This window comes from Streptomyces sp. NPDC001617 (genome assembly GCF_053596855.1).
On the sequence record NZ_JBSFHA010000125.1, the window covers coordinates 1 to 25,758 of the forward strand.

Consider the following 25,758-nt stretch of genomic DNA (forward strand, 5'->3'; position numbering starts at 1 on the left):
GCCGGCGGCGGCCGGGGGGGCTTTTCCGCCCGGGGGGCGGCGCGGGGCCCCGCGCGCGCCCCGGGGCCCGGCGCCGCTCGCGGCGCAGGGCCCGGGCGGTGCTGCTCGGCGTCGACACCACGCCGTTGCGCTGGTTCCACACCTGGCGGGTCACCCAGACGTCCAAGGCGCCCCACGTGGCCACAACCGTGCTCACGACGCTGCTGATGACCATCGGGAAGGCGAGCCAGGATCCGGCCATGGTGCACAGGAAGGCCACCATCGCCTGGATCAGCGTCACGGCGATGATGAGCACCGCCCGCACCGCCGCCGTACGCACCGGATCGGGCATCCGGCGCCGCCGCGCCGGCTCCTCGACCCACAACGGGCGGTAGGACGCCTGGGCCTGGGCTGCGCCGTCGTCTTCAGTGACTCCGCGTACTTCTGCCGGAATGTCGTGATCCGGCGCCTCGGTGCCCTGCCGCACCGTCAGTTGTGCCACCACGCCGTCCCCGGGCGCCTCGCGCCGCTCCGCCGTGCCCATCACCGTGTCACTCCCCACCGCCGGCATACCGCTGGCCCCGTGCCTCACGGCACGGCTCCCCTGTGGCTGCCCGGCTTGCGCTGTTTTACGCCGCCCGGTTGCTGGATGCGGCTCCTGTGGCCGATTCCGCCCCCATTTCCTGTAGAGAAGGACGAACGGCGCATCCTGAAGATTCCCGAGCGACGAAAAATTTCAGCCAACAGACCGGGCGCCCCTGCCTCCTGAGTTCCCGTTACCTCCGGGGTAAACCGGGAGGCAATCTCCCCCAATGACCGGACAACTCCCCATGTCTCGCCGCCCGCGTGGAAGTTCAGCCTCCGGACCGCTCTTCGAGTTACGTGTGTGTCGGTAGTAGGCTCGCGCAAGTTTGTTGACGTACATGTGTGCCCCCGGTCGTTGGGGGTCGAGCTGGGGGAGGCCATGCGCTTTCGCGGGAAGTCGATCCGCCGGAAGATCGTGGCGCTGCTTCTCGTGCCGCTGGTTTCCTTGACCGCGATCTGGGGCTTCGCCACGGTACTCACGGGCCGTGAGGCAGAACAGCTGTTCAACGTGTCGGACGTGGTGGAGAAGATCGCCTATCCGATCGAGGACACCGTTCGTGTGGTGCAGCAGGAGCGCCGCCAGTCCCTCGTCTATCTCGCCGATCCCCGTGCTGCCGACGGGCTCGTCGATCTCAGGCGCGCCACGGCGGCCACCGACAAGGCCGTCGCCGAGATCCGGAAGAACTCGCAGAACCCGGATGTGCGCGACGCCATGGGCGCGGACACGGCCCAGCGGCTGAGTACGGCGCTGGACGCCTTCGAGGGCATCGAGTCGCTGCGCCGCAGCGTGCAGGACGGCACGGTCGACCGCGCGCAGACCCTCGACCTCTACGACCGCCTGATCGACCCGTGCTACGTCCTGCTCACCAACCTCCATGTCGTCGACAACGTCGAGATGGACAAGCAGTACCGTGCACTGGTCAACCTCGCCCGCGCCCGCGAACTGCTCTCCCGCGAGGACGCGCTCCTGGGGTCCTCCCTGATCGTCGGCAAGCTCTCGCGCGACGAGATCCGGGATGTCACCGACCTCATCGCCCAGCGCAGCATGATGTACGACATCAGCCTGCAGCTGCTGCCCTCCTCGGAACAGGACCGCTACGAGCAGTTCTGGAAGAACGCCGCGACCGCCCCGCTGAGGGTGGCCGAGCAGTCCGCCGTCTCCTCGGGCGGCTCCACCGAGGTCACCGCCAAGAGCTGGGACACCGCCGCCGGGAACGTCCTCGACGAACTCGGCACCCTCAACGACCAGGCGAGCGACCGCTATCAGGACCGGGTCCGCCCGGTCGCGATCAACGTCATCGCCAAGGCCGCCGTCGCCGGCGTACTCGGTCTGTTGGCCCTGCTGTTCTCGCTCTTCCTGTCCGTCCGCATCGGCCGCACCCACATCCGCGACCTGCGGCAACTGCGCCTGGAGGCCCACGAGTCGTCCGGCGTCCGGCTGCCCAGCGTGATGCGGCGGCTGTCGGCCGGCGAGCAGGTCGACGTGGAGACCGAGGTCCCGCGCCTCGAGTACGACAAGAACGAGATCGGCGAGGTCGGTCAGGCCCTCAACACCCTGCAGCGCGCCGCCGTCGAGGCCGCCGTCAAACAGGCCGAACTGCGGGCCGGCGTCTCCGAGGTCTTCGTCAACCTCGCCCGCCGCAGCCAGGTCCTGCTGCACAAGCAGCTCACCCTGCTCGACACGATGGAGCGCCGCACCGAGGACACCGACGAGCTCGCCGACCTCTTCCGCCTCGACCACCTGACCACCCGCATGCGCCGGCACGCCGAGGGCCTGGTGATCCTCTCCGGCGCCGCCCCCTCCCGGCAGTGGCGCAAACCTGTCCAGCTGATGGACGTCGTACGGGCGGCCGTCGCCGAGGTCGAGGACTACGAGCGCATCGAGGTCCGGCGGCTGCCCCGGGTCGCCGTCACCGGCCCGGCCGTCGCCGACCTCACCCACCTCGTGGCCGAACTCCTGGAGAACGCCACGGTGTTCTCCCCGCCGCACACCGCCGTGCAGGTGGTGGGGGAGCGGGTCGCCAACGGCTTCACCCTGGAGATCCACGACCGTGGCCTCGGCATGGCCGCCGACGCACTCCTGGACGCCAACCTCCGGCTCGCCGAGACACCGGAGTTCGAGCTGTCCGACACCGACCGGCTCGGTCTGTTCGTGGTGAGCCGGCTCGCCGAGCGGCAGAACGTCCGGGTCTCCCTGCAGCCGTCCCCGTACGGCGGCACCACGGCGGTCGTCTTCATCCCCGACGCGCTGCTGACCGACGACATCCCCGACACCAACGGCATCGGCTTCCGCCTCGACCGGCCCCACCCCTCGAAGGAGGCCGAACTGGAGGAGAGCCGCCGGGCCGAGCTGTCCCGGGTGCCGGCGCAGCTGCCGAGTCTGCCCGGCTCGCTGCTGGGCGGCCCGGTGGAACTCGAGGCCCCGGTCGACCTCGACGCCATCGAGGACTTCCCCGGCGTGCTCGACGACGAGGACGACGAACGCGGCGGCATCTTCCGCCCGCGCCGCTCCATAGCCCTCGCCGAGGATCAGCCGGGCGACCGGCACGGCGGCCAGTTCCAGCACGACGCCGACGGCCAGGGGACGGCCCACGGCGACGCGCACGCCCATCCGAGCGCTCCTGTCCCGCTGCCCCGCCGGGGCGCACCCAAGCTGGTCAGCTCGCACGGACGCCCGGTCACCGAGCAGCGGCCGCGGCGTGAGGAGACACAGGACGCGCTCCCGTCGGCTCCGGGTGACCGCCCCGAGACACGGTCCGCCCCGATGCTGCCGTCCCGTCGGCGCGAGGAGCTCCTGGCCGGCGAAGGACCGGGGCACATGGGTGCGGAGGCCGTACCGCCTCTGCCGAGTCGCCGGCGCGGCGCCTCACCGCTGCGCCCGAGCGGAACCGACAGGATCGCCGAGCGCAGCGCGGCCACCGGCCCCGAGGGTCCTGGCACCGGCGACAGTCCCCAGGCCCCCGCCCTTCCCACACGCACCCGCTCGGCGACGACGGCCCCCGGCAGAGTGGACACCACGGCCGGGCGCCCCGGCACCCGCCCGCCCGAGGCCGAAGCGGGCCCGCTGCCCCGGCGGGTGCGCCAGGCCAACCTGGCACCGCAGCTGAAACAGAGCACCGCGCGGCGTACGGAGGACCGTACGGAGCCCGTGGAACGGGATGCCGACGAGGTACGCAGCCGTATGGCCTCGCTCCAGCGCGGCTGGCAGCGCGGCCGCGAGGAGAACGCCGCGGGCGACACCGCCCACAGCGGCACAGCACCACAAGGAACGACTAAGGGGGACGGTCGATGACCGCACCGAAGGCGACCGGCCACAGCGCGACCGACAGCTCCGGGGGGCTCAACTGGCTCCTGGACGAGCTGGTGGACCGCGTCGCGAGCATCCGCAAGGCCCTCGTACTCTCCGGCGACGGTCTGGCGACCGGCGTGTCCAAGGACCTGAGCCGAGAGGACAGCGAGCACCTCGCCGCCGTGGCCTCTGGTTTCCACAGCCTCGCCAAGGGCGTGGGCCGCCACTTCGAGGCGGGCAACGTCCGCCAGACGATCGTCGAGCTCGACGAGGCCTTCCTGTTCGTGACCGCCGCCGGCGACGGCAGCTGCCTCGCGGTCCTCTCGGACGCCGACGCCGACATCGGCCAGGTGGCGTACGAGATGACGCTCCTCGTCAAGCGCGTCGGCGCACATCTGGGCACCGCTCCGCGCACCGATCTGCCCGCAGGCGGGTAGTGGGATGTCATGAGCGCTGACGGTCAGGGAAGAAGCCACTGGTTCGACGACGAGGCCGGACCGGTCGTCCGCCCGTACGCGATGACGCGCGGTCGCACGACCAGTCCGGGCCAGCACCGCCTCGACCTGATCGCGGTGGTCGTCACGGAACCGCAGGCGGACGATCCGGACGCCGACGCGACGCTGTCCCCGGAGCACGTGGACATCGTCGACCTGTGCCGTGACACCCCGCAGTCCGTCGCCGAACTCGCCGCCGGACTCGACCTGCCCATCGGCGTGGTCCGGGTCCTCGTCGGCGATCTCGTGGATGGTGAATTCGTCCATGTCAACCGGCCGATACCCCCTGCCGAGCTGGTGGACGAGAGTATTCTGCGCGACGTGATCAACGGCCTCCGGGCGCTGTGAGCGGCGCGGAAGCGGGGTACTGACGTGACAGGCTGGCAGTTCTGGGTCGACCGGGGCGGTACGTTCACCGACATCGTCGCGCGACGCCCGGACGGCCGCCTGCTCACACACAAACTCCTGTCGGACAACCCGGCACGGTACGCCGACGCGGCCGTGGCGGGCGTACGCGAACTGCTCGGCGGCGCCCAGGACCCCGTCGAGGCCGTCCGGATGGGGACGACGGTCGCCACCAACGCCCTCCTGGAACGCAAGGGCGAACGCACTCTGCTGGTCGTCACCCGCGGCTTCCGCGACGCCCTGCGCATCGCCTACCAGAACCGTCCGCAGATCTTCGCCCGCCGCATCGAGCTTCCCGAACTGCTCCACGAACGCGTCGTAGAGGTCGACGAACGCATCGCCGCCGACGGCACCGTCCTGCACGCCCCCGACCTGGACGCGCTCACCGGGCCCCTCCAGGCGGCATACGACGACGGGATCCGCGCCGTCGCCGTCGTCTGTATGCACAGCCATCTCCACCCCGCGCACGAACAGGCCGTGGGAGAGTTGGCCGCCCGCGTCGGCTTCCCGCAGATCTCGCTGTCCAGCGAGGTCAGCCCCTTGATGAAGCTCATCCCACGCGGGGACACCGCGGTCGTCGACGCCTACCTCTCGCCCGTGCTGCGCCGTTATGTCCGACACGTCGCCGATGAACTCGAAGGCGTGCGGCTGATGTTCATGCAGTCCAACGGGGGCCTCGCGGAAGCCGGGCAGTTCCGTGGCAAGGACGCGATCCTCTCCGGACCGGCGGGCGGCATCGTCGGCATGGCCCGCATGTCGCAGCTGGCCGGCTTCGACCGGGTCATCGGCTTCGACATGGGCGGCACCTCCACCGACGTATCGCACTTCGCCGGCGAGTACGAGCGCGTCTTCACCACGCAGATCGCCGGTGTCCGGCTGCGCGCCCCGATGCTGGACATCCACACCGTGGCGGCCGGAGGCGGCTCGATCCTCCACTTCGACGGCTCTCGCTACCGCGTAGGCCCGGACTCGGCGGGCGCGGACCCGGGGCCCGCCTGCTACCGCGGCGGCGGTCCGCTCGCCGTCACCGACGCCAACGTCGTGCTCGGCCGCATCCAACCCGCCCACTTCCCGACGGTGTTCGGCCCCGATGGCGACCAGCCCCTCGATGCGGAACTCGTCAGAGACCGCTTCGCCGCCCTCGCGCACGAGATCCGCGAGCGCACCGGCGACGACCGCACGCCCGAGCAGGTCGCCGAGGGCTACCTGCAGATCGCCGTCGCCAACATCGCCAACGCCGTCAAGCGGATCTCCGTCCAGAAGGGCCACGACGTCACCCGCTACGCCCTCACCACCTTCGGCGGAGCGGGTGGTCAGCACGCGTGCATGGTCGCCGACTCGCTGGGCATCCGCACTGTGCTCGTCCCGCCCATGGCCGGTGTCCTGTCCGCGCTCGGCATCGGCCTCGCCGACACCACGGCCATGCGCGAACAGTCCGTGGAGGCGCCCCTGGAGCCGGCCTCCATGCCCGCCGTCCGCAAGACCGCCGACGACCTCGAAGGAGCGGCCCGCGCCGAACTCCTCGCCGAGGACGTCCCCGAGGACCACATCCAGGTCACCCGCCGCGCTCAGCTCCGCTACGACGGCACCGACACCACCCTCACGGTCGAGCTGACCGAGCCCGACACGATGCGTCATGCCTTCGAAGAACGTCATCGCGCCACGTACTCCTTCACGCTCGACCGCCCGATCGTCGTCGAAGCCCTCTCCGTGGAAGCCACCGGCATCACCGAACCCCCCGATCTCTCCGCCCTCGCCCCGTACGAAGGCCGCCCTTCCACGCCCGACACCGTCCGCCTCCACACCGGCGGCACCTGGCGCGACGTACCCCTCCACCGCCGCGAGGACCTTCCCCCCGGCGAGACCGTCACCGGCCCCGCGATCATCACCGAGGCCAGTGCGACGACCGTCGTCGACGACGGGTGGCAGGCCGTGGCGCGAGACGATGGGCATCTGGTCATGGAACGTGCGGCGATTACGGAGAGTTCCGATCTCGACACGGAAGCCGATCCGGTTCTGCTCGAGGTCTTCAACAACCTCTTCATGTCGATCGCCGAGCAGATGGGCGCCCGGCTGGAGTCCACGGCCCAGTCCGTCAACATCAAAGAACGCCTGGACTTCTCCTGCGCCCTCTTCGACCCGGACGGCAACCTGGTGGCCAACGCCCCCCATATCCCAGTCCACTTGGGCTCGATGGGCACCAGCGTCAAAGAAGTGATCCGGCGCCGCGGCTCCGTGATGCGCCCCGGCGACACCTACGCCGTCAACGACCCGTACCACGGCGGCACCCACCTGCCGGACGTCACCGTGATCACCCCCGTCTTCGACACGCACGGTGACCGGATCCTCTTCTACGTCGCCTCCCGCGGCCACCACGCCGAGATCGGCGGCATCGCCCCGGGTTCCATGCCCGCGAACAGCCGCAGCATCGAGGAGGAGGGCATCCTCTTCGACAACTGGCTGCTCGCCCAGGACGGCGGCTTCCGCGAGGAGGAGACCCTGCGCCTGCTCACGGAGGCGCCCTACCCCTCCCGCAACCCGAAGACCAACCTCGCCGACCTACGCGCCCAGATCGCCGCCAACCAGAAGGGCGTCGACGAAGTCGCCCGCATGATCGAGAACTACGGCCTCGACGTCGTCCAGGCGTACATGCGGCACGTCCAGGACAACGCCGAGGAAGCGGTACGCCGGGTCATCGAGACCCTGGACGACGGCGAGTACGCCTACGAGACCGACTCCGGCGCCTTCATCCGCGTACGCGTGCGCGTGGACCGCGAGAACCGCTCCGCCACCGTCGACTTCACCGGCACCTCGCCCCAGCTGGCCAGCAACTTCAACGCCCCCTTCGCGGTCGTCAACGCAGCCGTCCTGTATGTCTTCCGCACCCTCGTCGCCGACGACATCCCGCTCAATGACGGATGTCTGCGCCCCCTGGACATCGTCGTGCCGCCCGGCTCGATGCTCTCGCCCGAGCCGCCGGCCGCCGTCGTCGCGGGCAACGTGGAGACCTCCCAGGCCATCACCGGCGCCCTCTACGCGGCGCTCGGCGTGCAGGCCGAGGGCTCCGGCACCATGAACAACGTCACCTTCGGCAACGAACGCCACCAGTACTACGAGACCGTCGCCTCGGGGTCCGGCGCGGGCGACGGCTTCCCCGGCGCGCCCGTCGTGCAGACCCACATGACCAACTCCCGGCTCACCGACCCCGAGGTCCTGGAGTGGCGGCTGCCCGTACAGCTCGATGAGTTCGCCGTTCGGCACGGCAGCGGCGGCGCCGGACGCTGGCCCGGCGGGGACGGCGCGGTGCGCCGTATCCGCTTCCACGAGCCCATGACGGTCTCCACGCTGTCCCAGCACCGCAAGGTTCCGCCGTACGGCATGGCGGGCGGCGAGCCCGGCGCGCTGGGCGCCAACCGGGTGGAGCACGCGGACGGCACGGTCACCCCACTTGCCGGAAGCGACTTCGCCGACGTCGGTCCCGGCGACGTACTCGTCATCGAAACCCCTGGTGGCGGAGGCTATGGTCCGCCACCTCCCCCGTCCCCATCAAGCAGGAGAAGAGATCGATGATCTTCGGGCGTTCTGAGCGCGGGAAGCCTCCGGTCGAGCCCGTCACGCTCAAGATCCTGGTGGCCGGCGGCTTCGGCGTCGGCAAGACCACTCTCGTCGGCGCGGTCAGCGAGATCAGGCCGCTGCGCACCGAGGAACTACTCACCGAGGCGGGCCGCCCGGTCGACGACACGAGCGGCGTGGAGGGCAAGCACACCACCACCGTGGCCATGGACTTCGGCCGCATCACGCTCCGCGAGGACCTCGTGCTGTACCTGTTCGGCACCCCCGGCCAGGAACGGTTCTGGTTCATGTGGGACGAGCTCTCCGAGGGCGCCCTGGGCGCCGTGGTGCTCGCCGACACGCGCCGTCTGGAGGACTGTTTCGCCGCCGTCGACTACTTCGAGCGGCGCTCCATACCTTTCCTCGTCGGCGTCAACTGTTTCGAGGGAGCGGCCCGCTATCCGGTCGAGGACGTCCGGCGAGCCCTCGACCTCGACGAGGGCGTCCCGCTCGTGCTGGGCGACGCTCGCGACCGGGAGTCCGTCAAGCAGATCCTCATCGGTGTGGTGCGGCACGCGATGGCGCAGGCGGCGGAGCGCCGCGAGCCCGTCGGCACCTGAGGCGCGCGTACGGCCCGTACCCCCGCCGACCGGGGTACGGGCCGCAGTCATGGGCACACGCGCGTGCGCCTAGTTCTCGGCGTCCTCCTCCCAGCCGAAGCTCCTCTCCACGGCCTTGCGCCAGTTGTGGTACTCCCGGTCCCGGACCGACGAATCCATGGCGGGCGTCCACTCGACGTCCTTCTGCCAGTGGGACTTCAGCTCGTCGAGGTCGTTCCACACGCCCGTGGCGAGCCCGGCGGCGTACGCGGCGCCGAGACAGGTCGTCTCGGAGACCTTCGGACGGACCACAGGCACGTCGAGCACGTCCGCCTGGTGCTGCATGAGCAGGTTGTTCTTGGTCATGCCGCCGTCCACCTTCAGGGTGGTGATGTGCACCCCGGAGTCCTGGTACATGGCGTCCACGACCTCGCGGGTCTGCCAGCTCGTCGCCTCCAGCACGGCACGCGCGAGGTGGGCCTTGGTGACATAGCGGGTCAGACCCGTGATGACACCGCGCGCGTCGGAGCGCCAGTACGGCGCGAACAGACCGGAGAACGCGGGCACGATGTACGCGCCGCCGTTGTCCTCGACACTCGCCGCGAGCGGCTCGATCTCGTCGGCGGTACGGATGATGCCGAGCTGGTCGCGGAACCATTGCACGAGCGCGCCCGTTATGGCGATGGACCCCTCCAGACAGTAGACCGGCGCCTCACTCCCGATCTTGTAGCCCATCGTGGTCAGCAGTCCGCTCTTCGACGGCACCGGCCGGTTACCCGTGTTGAGCAGCAGGAAGGAGCCCGTGCCGTAGGTGTTCTTCGCGGTGCCGACGTCATAGCAGGCCTGTCCGAAGACGGCCGCCTGCTGGTCGCCGAGCGCCGAGGCGACCGGTACGCCCGCGAGCTGGCCGACCGCGGTGCCATACACCTCGGCCGAGGACCTGATCTCGGGCAGGACGGCCTCGGGGACGTTCATCGCGGAGAGGATGGACTGGTCCCACTGGAGGGTTTCCAGGTTCATCAGCATGGTGCGGCCGGCGTTGGTCACGTCGGTGACGTGCTGCCCGCCGTCGGTGCCGCCCGTAAGGTTCCAGATGAGCCAGGCGTCGATCGTGCCGAAGGCGATCTCGCCGTTCTCGGCGCGGGTCCGGAGCCCGGGCACGTTGTCGAGCAGCCAGGCGGCCTTCGGGCCGGAGAAATACGTGGCCAGCGGCAGGCCGGTCTGCTCACGGAAGCGGTCCTGGCCGTCCGGGCCGCCGAGCTGGTTGACCAGGCCCGCGGTGCGCGTGTCCTGCCACACGATCGCGTTGTGCACGGGTTTCCCGGTCGCGCGGTCCCACAGGACCGTGGTCTCGCGCTGGTTGGTGATGCCGAGCGCGCTGAGCTGGTCGGCACGCAGCCCGGCCTTGGCGATCGCACCGGCGACCACCGCCTGCACCTTGGACCAGATCTCGGTGGCGTCGTGCTCCACCCAGCCCGGCTTGGGGAAGATCTGGCGGTGCTCACGCTGGTCCACGGCGACGATCGCGCCGTCCTGATTGAAGACGATGCAGCGGCTGGAAGTGGTGCCCTGGTCGATAGCGGCGACGAACTTGTCCGTCATGACGTCCCCTTCGTCGTTCCTTCGGAAGCCTGCCCGAATCAGAAGGCTGCTTTGAAGATGAGCCCGGAAAGCGCCCCGCCGATCAGCGGTCCCACCACCGGGATCCACGAGTAACTCCAGTCAGAGGTCCCTTTGTTGGGGATGGGGAGCAGACTGTGGACGATGCGGGGGCCCAGATCGCGGGCCGGGTTGATGGCGTAGCCCGTGGGCCCGCCAAGGGACAGACCGATGCCGACCACCAGGAATGCGACGATCAGGACCGTCGTACCGGACTGGCCGAGTCCCTTCGTCAGACCGAAGGCCAGGATCGGCAGTACCAGTCCTATGGTAGCGATGATCTCCGTGATGAGGTTCGCCACCGGATTGCGGATCGTGGGCGCCGTCGAGAAGATCCCGAGCGTCGGCTGGGCGATCTCGTCCTCGGCATTGGCCTGGAACTGCGCGAAATAGACGAGCCAGCACAGGACCGCGCCGAGCATCGCGCCGACCATCTGGCCGGCGATGTAGAGCGGGACCTTGTCCCACTTCCCGGTGTCGATGGCGATACCGATCGTCACCGCCGGATTGAGCTGTCCGCCGGACAGCGGTGCGGCCGTATAAGCCCCGGCCAGCACGCCGAAGCCCCAGCCGAACGCGATGACGACCCAGCCGGCGTCCTTCGCTTTGGAGTAGTTCAGTACGACGGCGGCGACCACACCGGCGCCGAAGAGAATCAGGATCGCTGTGCCGATGACCTCACCGACGAAGATGTCTCCGTTGCTCATGGCGGCTCCTAGGCCCTGGCCCGCGGTGATCGACCCCGGGCCTCCGTGCAGGGTGCGTTCCCATGGCTACTTCAGCCGAAGGCAGGGAAGATCCCGCGCCCCACCCGGCGTCCGTGACGAGCGTGCCGTCGGAGCCGAATCGCCCGTGGGGGAATGGGCCTGTTCTTCAGGCGGGGCCCGCGCGGCGCGTGCCTGGATACACCGTGTTTGTACGGCGATGTCGACCGACACCGGAAGTGTTCCCCGGCACCCAGAGAGCGTCAAGGTCGCGGACGGCAACGGTGACAAGGGTTGGTACGTCCGTTCGGGCGACACGCGGCCGCCGGCGATATGACGATCTGCCCTGGCCCGGTTCCGTGACCGGCTCAGCCCGCCTGCACGGGAGTGGCCTGAACACCGCGCAGGATCTCGTGTCCGGGCAGCCCCGCCCGTCCGAGCACCCAGCTCGCCCCCTCCAGCGCCTTCGCGGCCTTCTTCAGCGGCGCCAGACAGGCGGCGGCCTGACGGTGGTCCGCCACGCTGCCCGGCGGGCACAGGACCGTGGCCAGCGACAACGTGACCGGCCGGCCACCCGCCGACCAGGGCGCGTCCAGCATCGTCGCGGCCAGCGGATCCAGCCACTCCGGATCGGCCAGTACGAGGAAGTCGTCCCCGCCGATATGGCCCACTCGGGTGCCGCCGGACGCCGCGCCCTGCAGCGTCCGCCCCACGGACCGGATCAGCTCGTCGCCCGCCGCGAACCCGGCGCCGTCGTTGACCTGCTTGAAGTGGTCCACATCGAGCCAGCTGAGCGCGAACGTCCGCCCGTCCGCGATGCACCGGTCCACCTCTGCGGTGATCGCGTCCGAGCCGGGCAGTCGCGTCAGCGGATTGAGCCCGGCCGCCTCCTCGACCCGGCTCTCGGCCAGCGCTCGCACCAGGTCGGCCAGGCGCACGACACCCACGCATCGCCCCTGCCGGTCCACCACGGCCACGTCGTCCGACGTGCGGTCGCGACTGCCGACGGCCACCACGTCCAGGACCTCCCACGCGGTGGCGTCGGCGCCCACGACGCGCGGCGGATCGCCGAGCTTGGCGGCGGGCCGGTCGGCGTACAGCGCATGCCCGTAGCGCCCTGACATCGACAGCAGGAACCGCGAGCGGTGCACCGACCGGACCGGGACCCCGTAGGCGTCCACCAGCAGGACGCCCGACACCTCCGGCGACCCGGTGAGCAGGGCCCGTACCTGCCCCGCGGACGCGGTGGCGGGCAGCAGCGCGGCGGGCCGCACGAACTCGCGCACGGAGGGCCCCGGCCGCGGCACCGCCGCGTCACCGGGGGAGCGGGGCGGAACGTATACGTCCGCCGCGGGGAGCCGGGCCGGCGGCGCGAACAGCGCGCCCTGGGCCAGCTGGGCCCCGGCCGACACCGCGGCCGCGCACTGCAGTTCCGTCTCCACGCCCTCGACGGACAGGAGCGCGCCCAACTGCTCGCACAGCGTCCGCATCGCCCGTACCGCGGCCGGCCGGGGCAGCAGCGAGGCATCGAGTTTCACCAGGTCGGGGGCGAGATCGGTGAGCAGTCGCAGGGGTACGTCCCCGTCCCCGACGCCGTCCGCGCTGATCCGGAAACCCCGGGCCCGCAGCCCGCCCACCGCCTCCAGCAGCGCCTGCTGCGGAACGTGCGTGTACGGCGGCCCGACGTCGACGGTCACCTCCCAGGGCAGCCGCCCCGCCTCCCGTACGGCGTCGTGCAGCGGAGTGAGGCCGCCGAGGTCGGCGAGGGTGCCCGCGAACACGTTCACGTGCAGAGGCAGCAACGTCTCCTTGCGCGCCGCCGCACGGATCGCCAACACCGCCAGCCGGCCGTCGAGTTCGGGATCTCGGCGGGCCTCGGCCAGGATGTCGCCGGTCTCCGGGCGGGCGAGTATCTCCAGCCCCGCGACCCCTCCGGTGGTCAGGTTGACCACCGGTTGGAAGGCGAAGCGGAGAGTATCCGTCCAGGAGCGCACGGGAGCATGATGACTCTCGCGGCGCGCGCTCAGGCGCAGTTCATAAGACGTTCACGCAGGATTCCGGGGTGATCACGCAGCGTACGAGAAAGGGCTTGCATCCCGGATGCGGCGCGAGGTCCCGTACACCATCGCGGCGCTCGCGCATACGGAGCCCGCCCCTCACCGCGCGGCGATGACCGCCGAGCCGTGTCCGAACAGTCCCTGGTTGGCTGTGATCCCCACACGCGCCCCCGGGACCTGCCGATCACCGCTCTCGTGCCTCAACTGCCATGTCAGCTCGCAGATCTGGGCGATCGCCTGAGCCGGGACCGCCTCCCCGAAGGACGCCAGCCCGCCGCTCATGTTGACCGGTATTCGCCCCCCGAGGCCTGTCGCGCCCTCTCTCAGGAGCTTGGCGGCCTCGCCCTCTCCGCACAGCCCCAAGTCCTCGTACCACTGCAACTCCAGGGCGGTGGAGAGGTCGTAGACCTCCGCGAGGGACAGGTCCTCGGGCCCGATGCCCGCCTCCTCGTAGGCCGCACGTGCGATCGACGCCCGGAACGTCTCGTCGGCCGGCTCCACCGCCACCGCGGAGTCCGTCGCGATGTCGGGCAGATCGAGCACCGTGTTCGGATAGCGCGGCGTCACCGTCGACACGGCCCTGATCCGCACCGGCTGCGCGGCCTCGTGCCGACGCGCGAACTCCATGCTGGACAGCACGAGGGCCGCCCCGCCGTCCGAGGTCGCGCAGATGTCGAGCAGCCGCAAGGGGTTGGCGACGACCGCGGAGGCGGCGACCTCCTCGGCGGTGACCCGCTTGCGGTAGCGCGCGTTCGGGTTCAGTGCGCCCAGAGCCGCGTTCTTCACCTTGACCAGCGCGAAGTCTTCCAGTGTGTCCCCGTGTACGGCCATGCGGCGGCGGGCGTACAGGCCGAAGTAGGTCGGATTGGTCGCCCCCAGAACGCGGAAGCGCAGCCAGTCGGGATCGTCGGGCCGGTCGCCGCCCGCGGGGCGGAAGAACCCCTTCGGCGCGGCGTCGGCACCCACCACGAGGACCACGTCCGCGAGCCCCGAAAGGATCTGCGCCCGCGCGGTGTTGACGGCCTGCGCCCCGGACGCGCACGCCGCGTACACGCTCGCCACCCGAGCCCCCTGCCAGCCCAGCGCTTTGGCGAAGGTCGCGCCGGCCACATAGCCGGGATAGCCGCCACGCACCGTGTCCGCCCCGACGACCGAACCGATGTCGCGCCACTCCAGCCCGGCGTCGGCGAGCGCCGCGCGGGCCGCCACGACGCCGTACTCGACGAAGCCGCGCCCCCACTTGCCCCACGGGTGCATCCCCGCGCCGAGCACCGCCACCCCATCCGTCATGCCCCCACCCCCGTAGGCCTCCAGTGCCAGGTCGTCCAGGTCGTCTCCGCGTCCTCGTGCAGCACGCCAGGGACGGCCTCCACCTCCATGCCCACCGCCAGATCGGCGACGGTGATCCCGGGAGCCGCCTGCCCGAGCACCACGAGCCGCTCGGATTCCAGCTCCACAGCGATCAACGTGTACGGCTCCCACGGAAGTTCCGGATTGCTCACATAGGGTGACGGCGGGCGGTACTGGCTGTCCGTGTACGACCAGACGCGCCCGCGCCGGGAGAGCGGCACCTCGGCGAGATCCCCGCCGGCGCAGCCGGGATTTCGGCAGTGGGTGTCCTCACGGGGGAAGAACACCGAGGCGCATCGTGCGCAGCGGGTACCGAGGAGCGTGAAGCCCTCCCCGTCGCCGGTGAACCATCCGTCGACCACGGGCGTGCGTGTACGAGACAAGACCCCTCCCTGGCACACGATCTGACGGTACGTCAGAAGTGTGTCACGGGCATCCGGAATTGGGCAGGGCAGGAGACATGACACGACTCACCCGTGCAGCACGCGGTCTGATCACCGCCCTCGCCGCCCTGCTGGCCGTGACCGCCGCCTCGGTCACCGCCCGGGCGGACAGCGAGCCCAAGGCGCCGGAGGACTTCGTGGCGCTGAGAACCGTGGACCCGACGATCATCCAGGAGATGCGCTACTTCACCGTGCACAACTTCGTCGGCGAGCGCATCGACGGCTACCAGCAGCCGATCTGCATCCTCACCCGGCCCGCCGCCGAAGCCCTCCACAAGGCCCAGTCGAAGCTGCTGAGCGAGGGGTACACCCTGAAGGTCTACGACTGTTACCGGCCGCAGCGCGCCGTGAACCACTTCGTCCGCTGGGCCGAGGACCTCGACGACCAGGCCATGAAGGGCGAGTTCTACCCGAACGTCGACAAGACCCGCCTGTTCGAGGACGGTTACATTGCGGAGAAATCCGGCCACAGTCGCGGCTCCACGATGGACCTCACCATCGTCAAGCTCCCCGCGAAGCCGACCCGGCCCTACCACCCCGGTGAGCCGCTCGCGCCCTGCTACGCGCCCCAGGACGAACGCTTCCCCGACAACTCCGTCGACATGGGCACCGGCTTCGACTGCTTCGACACCCTCGCCCACACCCTCGACCCGCGCATCCAGGGAGAACAGCGCGCCAACCGGCTGTTGCTCAAGAGCACCCTGGAGGACCTGGGATTCGTGAACCTCGCCGAGGAATGGTGGCACTACACGTACAAGCCGGAGCCCTACCCGGACACCTACTTCGACTTCCCCGTGTCCTGGAAGTCGCTCAACAGCGGCCAGTGAGCCGCCCCCGGAAGACGCCCTCCCCGTGATCGGATACATTCCGCTTCGTGTCCGAAAACCTAGCCTCCACCCCCAACTCCGCGCCCGACTCACACTGTTCGAGCTGCGGAGCGCCCTACGGAGAGGGCGTCTCCGGCTGGCCGCGCACCTGCCCGGCCTGCCACAACGTGGCCTACCGCAATCCGCTTCCCGTAGCGATCGCGCTCCAGCCGGTGTACGACACCAAGGGCACGGCCCTGGTCGTCATCACCCGAACCATCGCTCCCGCGCGCGGGAGGATCGCGCTGCCCGGCGGTTACATCGACGACCGCGAGGACTGGCGACAGGCCGTCGTCCGTGAGCTCAAGGAAGAGACCGGCATCGACGCGGCGAGCCGTGATGTACGGCTCGTCGACGCCATGAGCTCTCCCGACGGGCACCTGCTGCTCTTCGGGCTCCTTCCGGAACGCCCGGCCGAGGGCCTGCCGCAGTCCGCCGCCACGGACGAGACAGAGGGCTGGGACCTCCTGCGCAGGCCCGAGGAACTGGCCTTCCCGCTGCACACCTTGGCCGTACGCGCGTGGTTCGAGGGTCGCTACATCTGAACTCAGCCCTCCCAGAGCCCTCGCACACGCACCGGGTAGGGCGGTTCGGACGGGCCGCCCTCACCCTCCCGCTCGACCACCAGCCTTCGACCCTTCCAACGGGCGACGTACCGCTCGAGCTCCGGCTCGTCCCAGCCGTCGCCCCCGTCCGGCACCACAAGCCCGCCCCCGGCGCGTCCCCGGGCGGGCGCCCACACCTCCAGTTCCAGCCCTCCGTCGTCCCCGCGCACCGGAAGCACGGCACCCGCGCGCGCGAGCACCGGAATCCGCGACAAGGGGGCGTCGACGAGCACCTGCGCCGGGCCCTCGTAGACCTGCTCCGTGGCCGTGTCGTACCAGCGTCCCCGCGGCAGCTGCACCGCCCGGCGGTCCGCGCCCGGATCGAGCACCGGTGCCACCAACAGGCAGTCGCCGAGCAGGAAGGCGTCCTCGCAGTCACGCAGGGCACGATCCTCGGGCGCGCCCCACCACAGCGGACGCACATAAGGCGCTCCCGTTCGCCGGGCCAGATGCGCCAGCGCCACGAAGTACGGCAGCAGCCGTCTGCGCTCGACGAGCGCCACGCGCGCGTGCTCCAGCACCTCGGCACCGAACTCCCAGGGCTCCCGACGCCCCGCCCGCAGACTCGCGTGCGTACGGAACAGCGGCAGATAAGCGCCCAGTTGGAACCAGCGCAGATACAGCTCGGGCGACGGACTCCCGTCGAAGCCACCCACGTCCGGACCCGAATACGGCACCCCGCACAGACCGAGCCCCATGACCAGCGACAGCGAGGCCCGCAGCCCGGGCCAGCCGGTGGCCACATCGCCGGACCACGTTCCCCCATAGCGCTGTATACCGGCCCAGCCGGAGCGCGAGAAGACGAACGGCCGCTCCTGGGGCGCCAGTTCGCGCAGCCCCTCGTAACCCGCCTGGGCCATGCACAGGGCATAGACGTTGTGCGCTTCGCGATGATCGCCTCCGCGGCCCTCCAGGGCGTGCCGGGCCGAGCGCGGCAGTGTGGACTCCCCGAAGGCGGTGAACGACGTGGGTTCGTTCATGTCGTGCCAGAAACCCGAGAACCCCTGGGCGAGCCGTTCCTCGTAGAGCCCTCCCCACCACGCACGTACACGCGCGTGCGTGAAGTCCGGGAAAACCGCCTCCCCGGGCCACACCACCCCGCGCACCAGCCGTCCGGAAGCATCCCGCACGAACGCGTCCTGGACGGTCCCGCTGTCGTACACCGCGTTGCCCTCGACGGCCTTCACCGCCGGGTCGACGATCGACACCAGCCGGATCCCGTCCCGCCGCAACTCCTCGGCCAGCACCGGCAGCTTGGGGAAGCGCTCCTGGTCGACGGTGAACACCTGGTGCTCGTCGTAGTGGTCGATGTCGAGATGGACCGCGTCGAGCGGCAGTCCCCGCTCCTGGTAGCCGGCGACGATCCGGCGCACCTCCTGCTCACTGCCGAAGCCCCAGCGCGCGTGGTGGTACCCCAACGCCCACGCGGGCGGCAGCGCCGGCGCCCCCGTCAGCGACGCCCAGGCGAGCAGCACGCGCGCGGGGGTGCCCACCATCACCCAGCAGCGCAACGGGCCGCCGTCCACCCGGAGCTCGCTCGTCCCCGCCCGGTCGTGCCCGGAACCGGCCCCTTCCTCGCCCTCCCGCAGCGTCACCGTGCCGTCCCACGAGGTGTCGTGGAACACCAGATGCGTGGCCGCGTCGGCCACCACCAGCTGCACCGGCATGGTGATGTACAGCGGATCGTCGCCGGGACCGAACGCACCACCCGGATCGGTGTTCCACAGGCGGTACGTCCCCTCGCGCAGCCGAGGGCCCGACGCCCGCCCGCCGAGCCCGAAGAACCGTGCGTCGGCGGCCACCTCCGAGCGCTGCATCCACCGCGCGTCCCCACCCCCGACCGGCTCCCACCACCGGGGCGGCAGATCACGGCGCAGGACCACACCACCCGGCGTCCGCACCTCGACCGCGCCGTGCCGCGAGACCACGACCGTCACGCGCTCGGCCACGACCCGCCAGCCGCCGTCCTTGTCCGGCTCCAGGACCGCCCGGGGATCCGGCTCCGGACAACGGCCCGCCAGCGCGTACGACGGCTCGGGAGCGGCCCCGTCCCAGCCCCAGAAGACCGCGCCGTTGACGGCGACCAGGATGCGCAGCTCAGAGCGGCTGAACCGGACCACACCGCCACCCGGACCGGGCTCCACCTCCTGCACGGGCCCGGGCACCCGCGCGCGCTCCGCACCACGCCGGGGCAGCGCGCCCGCGTCCGCGCGCCTCCTGCGCCATGCCGCCTGCACGGTACGCAACCTCTGGGCCGCCCCCACAGAACCGACCACCCTCATCGAACGCACCAGGTCACGACCGTCCATGCTGCTCACCCTGCCATTTGCCGCCCCACGCGCGCGTGTCGTTCAACTGCCGTTCACCCGTGCTGGGACCACATCTTCACGATGAGGACTATGTGGGGCGTGCCCTGGTGCAGAAGTCGATCACATGGCATCGTCCGTGTCAGCCGCGTCACGCGCGCACCCCTGCCCGTGCGCGACCGACGCACACGACGCGCACAGTCCGGGAGCCGCCCCATGTCGACCGTGAACCCCCAGCCGCTCTGGCAGCCAGATCCGGAACGTATCGCACAGGCTCAGGTCACGAAGTTCCAGGCCTGGGCGGCCCAGCAGCACGGGGCCCCGGCCGAGGGAGGCTACACGGCGCTGCACCGCTGGTCCGTCGACGAACTGGACACCTTCTGGAAAGCCGTCACGGAGTGGTTCGACGTACGGTTCTCGACGCCCTACGCACGCGTACTCGGTGACCGCTCGATGCCGGGGGCGCAATGGTTCCCCGGTGCGACCCTGAACTACGCGGAGCACGCCCTGCGCGCGGCCGCCACCCGCGCGGACGAACCGGCCCTCCTGTACGTCGACGAGACCCACGAACCGCGCCCCGTCACCTGGTCGGAACTGCGCCGCCAGGTCGGCTCCCTGGCCGCCGAGCTGCGTGCCCAGGGCGTGCGCCCGGGAGACCGCGTCAGCGGCTACCTCCCGAACATTCCGCAGGCAGTGGTCGCTCTCCTCGCCACAGCCGCCGTGGGCGGCGTCTGGACGTCCTGCGCCCCCGACTTCGGCGCCCGCAGCGTCCTCGACCGCTTCCAGCAGGTCGAACCGGTCGTCCTGTTCACCGTCGACGGCTACCGCTACGGCGGCAAGGAGCACGACCGCCGCGAGATCGTCGCCGAACTGCGCCGCGAACTGCCCACGCTGCGCGCCGTCGTGCACATCGCGCTCCTCGGCACCGAGGCCCCCGAAGGCGCCCTGGACTGGTCCGCCCTGACCGGTGCGGACACCGAGCCCGTCTTCGAGCAGGTCCCCTTCGACCACCCGCTCTGGGTGCTCTACTCCTCGGGCACCACCGGCCTCCCCAAGGCCATCGTCCAGTCCCAGGGCGGCATCCTGGTCGAGCACCTCAAGCAGCTCGGCCTGCACTGCGACCTCGGCCCCGAGGACCGTTTCTTCTGGTACACGTCCACGGGCTGGATGATGTGGAACTTCCTGGTCTCCGGGCTGCTCACCGGCACGACGATCGTGCTCTACGACGGCAGCCCGGGCTACCCGGACACGGGCGCCCAGTGGCGGATCGCCGAACGAACCGGGGCCACCCTCTACGGCACCTCCGCCGCGTACGTCATGGCCTGCCGCAAGGCCGGCGTCCACCCCGCGCGCGACTTCGACCTCTCCAAGGTGCAGTGCGTCGCGACCACCGGATCACCGCTGCCGCCGGACGGATTCCGCTGGCTGCACGACGAGTTCGCAGAAGGCGGGGCCGACCTGTGGATCGCGTCCGTCAGCGGCGGCACGGACGTGTGCTCCTGTTTCGCAGGAGCCGTACCGACCCTCCCGGTGTACATCGGCGAACTCCAGGCCCCCGGCCTCGCCACCGACCTGCAGTCCTGGGACCCGAGCGGCAAACCCCTGGTCGACGAGGTGGGCGAGCTGGTTGTCACCAACCCCATGCCGTCGATGCCGATCCACTTCTGGAACGACCCGGACGGCAGCCGCTACCACGACAGCTACTTCGACACCTACCCCGGCGTCTGGCGCCACGGCGACTGGATCACCGTCACCTCCCGCGGTTCCGTCGTCATCCACGGCCGCTCCGACTCGACGCTCAACCGCCAAGGCGTGCGGATGGGCTCGGCGGACATCTACGAAGCCGTCGAACGCCTTCCGGAGATCAAGGAATCCCTCGTCATCGGCATCGAGCAGCCCGACGGCGGCTACTGGATGCCCCTCTTCGTCCACCTGGCCCCGGGCGCCACCCTGGACGAGGCCCTCCTGAACCGCATCAAGCAGACCATCCGTGAGCAGCTCTCCCCGCGCCACGTACCGGACGAGATCATCGAAGTCCCCGGCGTCCCGCACACCCTCACCGGCAAGCGCATCGAGGTCCCCGTCAAACGCCTCCTCCAAGGCGCGCCCCTGGAAAAAGCGGTCAACCCGGGCTCCATCGACAACCTCGACCTGCTGCACTTCTACGAGGACCTGGCCCGCAAGCGCGCCTGAGGCACAACGTCAGGAGCAGCCGGCCGTCGTGGCGGGCCGACGTCGTCGCATCACACGCGGCCGCGGCCCGCCTCAGGTCGGTACCGAGAGACTTGCTCACCGTCCGCACATGAACCCAGCGCGGCAGCCCGGCAGCGGGCGGGTGCAGGGTGCGTCCGCGGCGGCAGAGGCGTGGTCGTTCTCGACGACCAGCACATCAGGCCCGTCCCGGGGCACTTCCACCAGCGTCCCGGCGCGCCGCGGAGAAGCCGGTCCTGCCACGCGGGTGGCGAAGAGCCTGGTGAGGACGCTTGCGGAGCGGTCTCCGAGGCTACCGATGGCGGAGAAGACCGCGTCCGCCACCAGGCCGTCCACCGGACCATGGCCAACGCGGGCTGGGCGATCGGCGGACTCGCAGCCGCGGGGGCCCTGGCCCTCGGCACCACCACGGCCCAACACTGGCTCCTCGCCGCCGACGCCGCGTCCTTTCTCGCCTGCGCACCTCTCTCGCCTGCGTCGCCACCGAAACGCCCTCTCCCTCGACGACGCCTTCTTCAAGGTCGGCCTGCCCCTGTGGACCACCCATGCGACCGACGCACCGCACGGCCTCGCTCCCTGCTGCTGGTGCTCAACAACGTGATGGTGGTCGCTCTCAAGTCCCCCTCGCCCGCATCGGAACGACCACCATGGCCGCCCGCGCTCTTCTCCTTCCGCTGTCCGCCGCCTTCGCCGCGGGCGGCATCGCCATGGCTCTCTCGGCCACCGGCGGAGCCACCACCGCCACTCTGCTCCTCACGGCCTCGGCCGCCGCCTTCACGCTGGCCGAGATGCTCCACGCCACCGACTCCCGGGAACTCTCGGTCGCCCTCGCGCCCGACACCGCGCAGGGCGCCTACCTCGGCGTGCACGGGCTGGCCCGATCCACCCAACGCAGCGCCGGACCACTGGCCGTCACCGCGGCCATGGCCACCGGCTCCGCCGGATGGACCGCCTTCGGCGCCGCCACCGATCTGACCTGCCTTTTCCAGCACCGCCTGGTCCGCGAGCGCCTCACCCGAGCCCCATTGTCAGTGCCGCCGGTTACTGTGAGTGAGCATTGATCGACCGCGCACAGGGGGAAACATGGCGCACACCGACCACCAGACCATGCGACGCGTCCTGCGCCGCGAAATCGCCGGAACCATCGGCCTGCTGACCGACGAGCACGACTTCCGAGCCATGCGGCGCTACCGCAGCTTCACCTTCGACGACCACCGGACCTATCTGCAACAGGTCGAGTCCCTCCTCAAGACCCGCGCCGCCCAGGGCGGCCACACCACAGTGGCCCTCTTCGACCCGGAGGAGTACGCCGCGTTCTGCGCGGAAACAGGCCTGGACCCCGACATCCCGTCCAGCCGCACACGCTTCACCGCCGAACTGGCAACCATGGGCCCGACCATTCCCTACCAGGGCCAACCCCTGGCCGACCTCGTCCCCGTCCTCGTCGACGAAGCGGTCCGACAGGCCACCTGGGAGTACGCGTCCACACTCCTGGCCCGACTCGGCGCCTGTGCCTCCTGCGGCGAGGACATCGGCCGCGCCGCCTTCAGCCGCGCATCCGACCTCGTCGTCCGCATCCTCGACACGGCGGGAACAGGCAACCGACATCTCGTCTGCAGTGTCACCACCGCCCCGGAGACCCTGCTCTCCGTCCTCCACGCGGAAGACGACGAGGAGGGCGTCCTGCAACTCGACGAAGCCGAAGCCCTCGAATTCACCACGGTCCTCGCCCTCGGCATCGCCACCCAGAGCCCGGGCGGCCTTGTCATGCGCACCAGCGCTCCCGGGACGACCGACCGTGTCTACGGCTGGCGCCTGCGCGGAGATGGCCTGGAACCGCTCACCGCGGGCGAGGTGTTCGACGCCTACTGCACCGACATCGAATCCGGAGACCTGATCTCCCCCGAATCCGACGTCGACTACTGCGTACCGCCCGACCTCGGGGAGGAAGGACAGACGCCGGGTCACCACCACTGAGCATGCGAAGGGGCGCCCCACCCGCAGGTGGAGCGCCCCTAAAGAACAGCCTGACCGACGACTACTCGCCGGACAGCACCGCCTGAGCCGCGTTGCGCGCCTCTTCGGCGCTCTCCGTGGCCCGCGCCGCCGCGGCAGCGCGCTCGCACTGGGCCAGCGTGTACTTGCCGAGCGTCGCCCGGACATAGGGAATCGACGCCGCACCCATGGAAAGGGAGGTGACACCAAGACCGGTCAGCACACATGCGAGCAGTGGGTCGGACGCGGCCTCGCCACAGACACCACAACTCTTGCCCTCGGCCTTCGCCGCCTCCGCCGACAGTGCGACCAGGTCGAGCAGTGCGGGCTGCCACGGGTCCTGCAGGCGGGACACCGCACCCACCTGACGGTCGGCGGCGAAGGTGTACTGCGCGAGGTCGTTGGTCCCCAGCGACAGGAACTCGACCTCCTGCAGGATCGACCGGGCCCGCAGGGCGGCCGACGGGATCTCCACCATCGCGCCGAACTTCGCCTGCAGCCCCGCCTCACGGCACGCGTCGGCGAACGCCTTGGCATCGGCACGATCCGCCACCATCGGCGCCATGACCTCAAGGTAGACCGGCAGACCCTCGGCAGCCTTCGCCAGCGCGGTCAGCTGGGTGCGCAGCACCTCCGGGTGGTCGAGCAGCGTCCGCAGACCGCGCACACCCAGGGCTGGGTTGGGCTCGTCGGCCGGGGTCAGGAAGTCCAGCGGCTTGTCCGCGCCCGCGTCCAGCACACGTACGACGACACGGCCCTCGGGGAACGCCTGGAGCACCTGCCGGTAGGCGTCGACCTGCTTCTCTTCCGAGGGCGCGTTCTTGCTGTCGTCCAGGAAAAGGAACTCGGTACGGAACAGACCGACGCCTTCGGCACCGGCCTCCACCGCGGCCGGCACATCCGCCGGACCGCCGACATTGGCCAGCAGCGGCACCTTGTGTCCGTCGGAGGTGGCACCGGGACCGGTGGACGCGGCGAGCGCCGCCTTGCGCTCCGCAGCGGCAGTCTCCAGCTGGGCCTTCTTCTCGGCGCTCGGATTCACGAAGATCTCGCCCGTGCTGCCGTCCACGGCGATCACCGTGCCTTCGGCGAGCTCACCGGCGCCCGGCAGCGCCACCACGGCCGGGACACCGAGCGCCCGGGCCAGAATCGCGCTGTGGCTGGTCGGCCCGCCCTCCTCGGTGACGAAACCGAGCACCAGGGTCGGGTCCAGCAGCGCGGTGTCGGCCGGCGCGAGGTCACGTGCAATAAGAACGTACGGCTCGTCGCTGTCCGGGACGCCAGGCATCGGAACCCCGAGCAGCCGGGCGACGATACGATTCCGCACGTCGTCCAGGTCGGCCACGCGACCCGCGAGGTACTCGCCGGCACCGGCCAGCAGGGCGCGGTACGCGGCGAACGCGTCGTACACGGCCCGTTCCGCAGTGCTCCCGACGGCGATCCGACGCTCCACGTCCGCCATCAGCTCGGGGTCCTGGGCCATCATGGCCTGCGCCTCGAGCACCGCCTGGGCTTCGCCCCCCGCCAGATTGCCGCGCGCAATCAGGTCGGCCGCCACCGCCTCCACGGCCTTGCGGGCGCGCCCCTGTTCGCGCTCCGCGTCCTCCGCCGGGATCTGCTTGGCAGGCGGCTCCAGCACCGCCGTTCCCATGTGCCGAACCTCGCCGATCGCCACACCGTGGCTCACGCCGACGCCTCGCAGCGTTGTCTCCATCTCACCCGTCTCCGATAGTGCGGCGGGTCCCGCCGCCGCGGTGGTTGTCGTACTTGCCGTCATACGACGGCTGTGACGTCACTTCCAGGCGAAGAGACTGTCGCCGGCCTTCACATCGCCGCTGTCACGGAGATCGGAGAGAGCTTCGGCTGTGGCCTCGAGCGCCACGACCGGACACACCGCGGACTTGCCGACGGCCTCAACGGCGGCCGGGTTCCATCGGACCACACCCTGACCTCGCGTCACGGTGTCGCCCTTGTTCACCAGCAGCTCAAAGCCCTCGCCGTTGAGCTGCACGGTGTCGATACCGAGGTGAGTCAGGACGCCGTGGCCCTGCTCGTCGACGACCACGAAGGCATGCGGGTGCAGAGAGACGATGACTCCGTCCACGGGCGCGACCGCCTCGGAAGGCTCACGCACGGGGTCGATCGCGGTGCCCGGGCCGACCATGGCCCCGGAGAAGACCGGATCGGGCACGGCAGCCAGTCCGATGGCGCGTCCTGCCAGAGGGGACGTCACGGTGGTCATGGGAAGCCTCCCAGAGGTGGAGATTCATAGAGGGGCCGTCACTGTCCGTCGCGGACGGCGCACTGTGCAGCAGGGTATGTCACACGAAGTGGCGTACTGCACGGAAGATACCGGCTAGAGGTCTAGACCACCAGCCCAATCGATTTGCACCCGCTTCCCGGCCCCGTGTACAGTCGTACTCCTGCTTGAGGCCGAGCGACGCGACCAAGCGTCCTTGCTCAGCAGCACCCATACTTGTCAGATCCTATCCCGGGGTCCTCTTCTGCATGCCTGCAGGAGGGTGGTCAGGGGGACGGAAAAACACTGATAGAGTTTGGAGCATCGAAGGGAAGCGCCCGGAGGAAAGCCCGAGAGGGTGAGTACGAAGGAAGCGTCCGTTCCTTGAGAACTCAACAGCGTGCCAAAAATCAACGCCAG

At 70.4% G+C, this 25,758-nt stretch carries 18 protein-coding genes and 1 pseudogene; 10 read left to right on the plus strand and 9 right to left on the minus strand.

What is annotated here, in order from left to right:
* Window positions 1-523, minus strand: a 523-nt coding sequence (locus ACWC09_RS48640; protein WP_450858293.1) for a hypothetical protein, incomplete at its 3' end; no start/stop codon positions are given.
* Between the two features lie 420 nt (window positions 524-943).
* Here ACWC09_RS48640 and ACWC09_RS48645 point away from each other — a divergent pair.
* The 5 genes and pseudogenes from ACWC09_RS48645 to ACWC09_RS48665 all read left to right on the plus strand — a co-directional run bounded on the left by ACWC09_RS48645 (window position 944) and on the right by ACWC09_RS48665 (window position 8,924).
* On the plus strand, window positions 944-3,856 hold the full coding sequence (locus ACWC09_RS48645; RefSeq protein WP_450858272.1) for a nitrate- and nitrite sensing domain-containing protein: 2,913 nt from the start codon (window positions 944-946) through the stop codon (window positions 3,854-3,856).
* The gene (locus ACWC09_RS48650; protein ID WP_450858274.1) at window positions 3,853-4,290 is read left to right on the plus strand and encodes a roadblock/LC7 domain-containing protein; all 438 of its coding nucleotides are present in this window, start codon (window positions 3,853-3,855) and stop codon (window positions 4,288-4,290) included. Before ACWC09_RS48645 ends, ACWC09_RS48650 begins: the two co-directional genes overlap by 4 nt.
* A gap of 9 nt (window positions 4,291-4,299) precedes the next feature.
* Window positions 4,300-4,695: a DUF742 domain-containing protein gene (locus tag ACWC09_RS48655; protein WP_450858276.1), complete on the plus strand. Its 396-nt coding sequence runs from the start codon at window positions 4,300-4,302 to the stop codon at window positions 4,693-4,695.
* A 24-nt stretch (window positions 4,696-4,719) separates the two neighbouring features.
* Window positions 4,720-8,338, plus strand: a pseudogene (locus ACWC09_RS48660) (hydantoinase B/oxoprolinase family protein).
* The gene (locus tag ACWC09_RS48665; protein ID WP_450858277.1) at window positions 8,319-8,924 is read left to right on the plus strand and encodes a GTP-binding protein; all 606 of its coding nucleotides are present in this window, start codon (window positions 8,319-8,321) and stop codon (window positions 8,922-8,924) included. Before ACWC09_RS48660 ends, ACWC09_RS48665 begins: the two are co-directional and overlap by 20 nt.
* 69 nt (window positions 8,925-8,993) lie before the next feature.
* On the opposite strand, the gene glpK is transcribed toward ACWC09_RS48665, so the two are convergent.
* From glpK to ACWC09_RS48690, 5 genes are all read right to left on the minus strand, one after another.
* Complete coding sequence (glpK, locus tag ACWC09_RS48670; protein ID WP_450858278.1) at window positions 8,994-10,505, minus strand: glycerol kinase GlpK; 1,512 nt, start codon at window positions 10,503-10,505, stop codon at window positions 8,994-8,996.
* Between the two features lie 38 nt (window positions 10,506-10,543).
* Window positions 10,544-11,269 carry an MIP/aquaporin family protein gene (locus tag ACWC09_RS48675; protein ID WP_450858279.1) on the minus strand — a complete coding sequence of 242 codons (726 nt, stop codon included), beginning with the start codon at window positions 11,267-11,269 and terminating at the stop codon, window positions 10,544-10,546.
* Window positions 11,270-11,634: 365 nt separating this feature from the next.
* Complete coding sequence (locus tag ACWC09_RS48680) at window positions 11,635-13,260, minus strand: EAL domain-containing protein (protein WP_450858280.1); 1,626 nt, start codon at window positions 13,258-13,260, stop codon at window positions 11,635-11,637.
* Between the two features lie 162 nt (window positions 13,261-13,422).
* A complete protein-coding gene (locus ACWC09_RS48685) occupies window positions 13,423-14,613 on the minus strand; it encodes a lipid-transfer protein (protein WP_450858282.1) in 1,191 nt (396 codons plus the stop codon).
* Window positions 14,610-15,035, minus strand: coding sequence for a Zn-ribbon domain-containing OB-fold protein (locus ACWC09_RS48690; protein WP_450858295.1), 426 nt, complete (start codon window positions 15,033-15,035; stop codon window positions 14,610-14,612). The genes ACWC09_RS48685 and ACWC09_RS48690 overlap by 4 nt, the downstream gene beginning before the upstream one ends.
* Window positions 15,036-15,133: 98 nt before the next feature.
* Between ACWC09_RS48690 and ACWC09_RS48695 the strand changes: the two genes are divergently transcribed.
* Both ACWC09_RS48695 and ACWC09_RS48700 read left to right on the plus strand, forming a co-directional pair.
* Entirely contained in the window at window positions 15,134-15,943 is an 810-nt protein-coding gene (locus tag ACWC09_RS48695; RefSeq protein ID WP_450858284.1) for a M15 family metallopeptidase, read from the plus strand.
* 47 nt (window positions 15,944-15,990) lie between these two features.
* Entirely contained in the window at window positions 15,991-16,527 is a 537-nt protein-coding gene (locus ACWC09_RS48700) for an NUDIX domain-containing protein (protein ID WP_450858285.1), read from the plus strand.
* Between the two features lie 2 nt (window positions 16,528-16,529).
* Here the strand turns inward: ACWC09_RS48700 and ACWC09_RS48705 are convergent, their stop codons facing one another.
* On the minus strand, window positions 16,530-18,896 hold the full coding sequence (locus ACWC09_RS48705; protein ID WP_450858286.1) for a glycoside hydrolase family 31 protein: 2,367 nt from the start codon (window positions 18,894-18,896) through the stop codon (window positions 16,530-16,532).
* 213 nt (window positions 18,897-19,109) lie between these two features.
* On the opposite strand from ACWC09_RS48705, the gene ACWC09_RS48710 reads away from it, so the two are divergent.
* The 3 genes from ACWC09_RS48710 to ACWC09_RS48720 all read left to right on the plus strand — a co-directional run bounded on the left by ACWC09_RS48710 (window position 19,110) and on the right by ACWC09_RS48720 (window position 23,081).
* On the plus strand, window positions 19,110-21,086 hold the full coding sequence (locus ACWC09_RS48710) for an acetoacetate--CoA ligase (RefSeq protein WP_450858287.1): 1,977 nt from the start codon (window positions 19,110-19,112) through the stop codon (window positions 21,084-21,086).
* Between the two features lie 665 nt (window positions 21,087-21,751).
* A complete protein-coding gene (locus ACWC09_RS48715; protein WP_450858288.1) occupies window positions 21,752-22,165 on the plus strand; it encodes a hypothetical protein in 414 nt (137 codons plus the stop codon).
* A gap of 22 nt (window positions 22,166-22,187) precedes the next feature.
* On the plus strand, window positions 22,188-23,081 hold the full coding sequence (locus tag ACWC09_RS48720) for a hypothetical protein (protein WP_450858289.1): 894 nt from the start codon (window positions 22,188-22,190) through the stop codon (window positions 23,079-23,081).
* Between the two features lie 61 nt (window positions 23,082-23,142).
* On the opposite strand, the gene ptsP is transcribed toward ACWC09_RS48720, so the two are convergent.
* Together ptsP and ACWC09_RS48730 are read right to left on the minus strand one after the other, a co-directional pair.
* The gene (gene ptsP, locus ACWC09_RS48725) at window positions 23,143-24,813 is read right to left on the minus strand and encodes a phosphoenolpyruvate--protein phosphotransferase (RefSeq protein ID WP_450858290.1); all 1,671 of its coding nucleotides are present in this window, start codon (window positions 24,811-24,813) and stop codon (window positions 23,143-23,145) included.
* A gap of 78 nt (window positions 24,814-24,891) precedes the next feature.
* Window positions 24,892-25,341 (minus strand): PTS sugar transporter subunit IIA, encoded by a 450-nt coding sequence (locus ACWC09_RS48730; protein ID WP_450858291.1) that lies wholly within the window; start codon window positions 25,339-25,341, stop codon window positions 24,892-24,894.
* Between the last annotated feature and the right edge of the window lie 417 nt (window positions 25,342-25,758).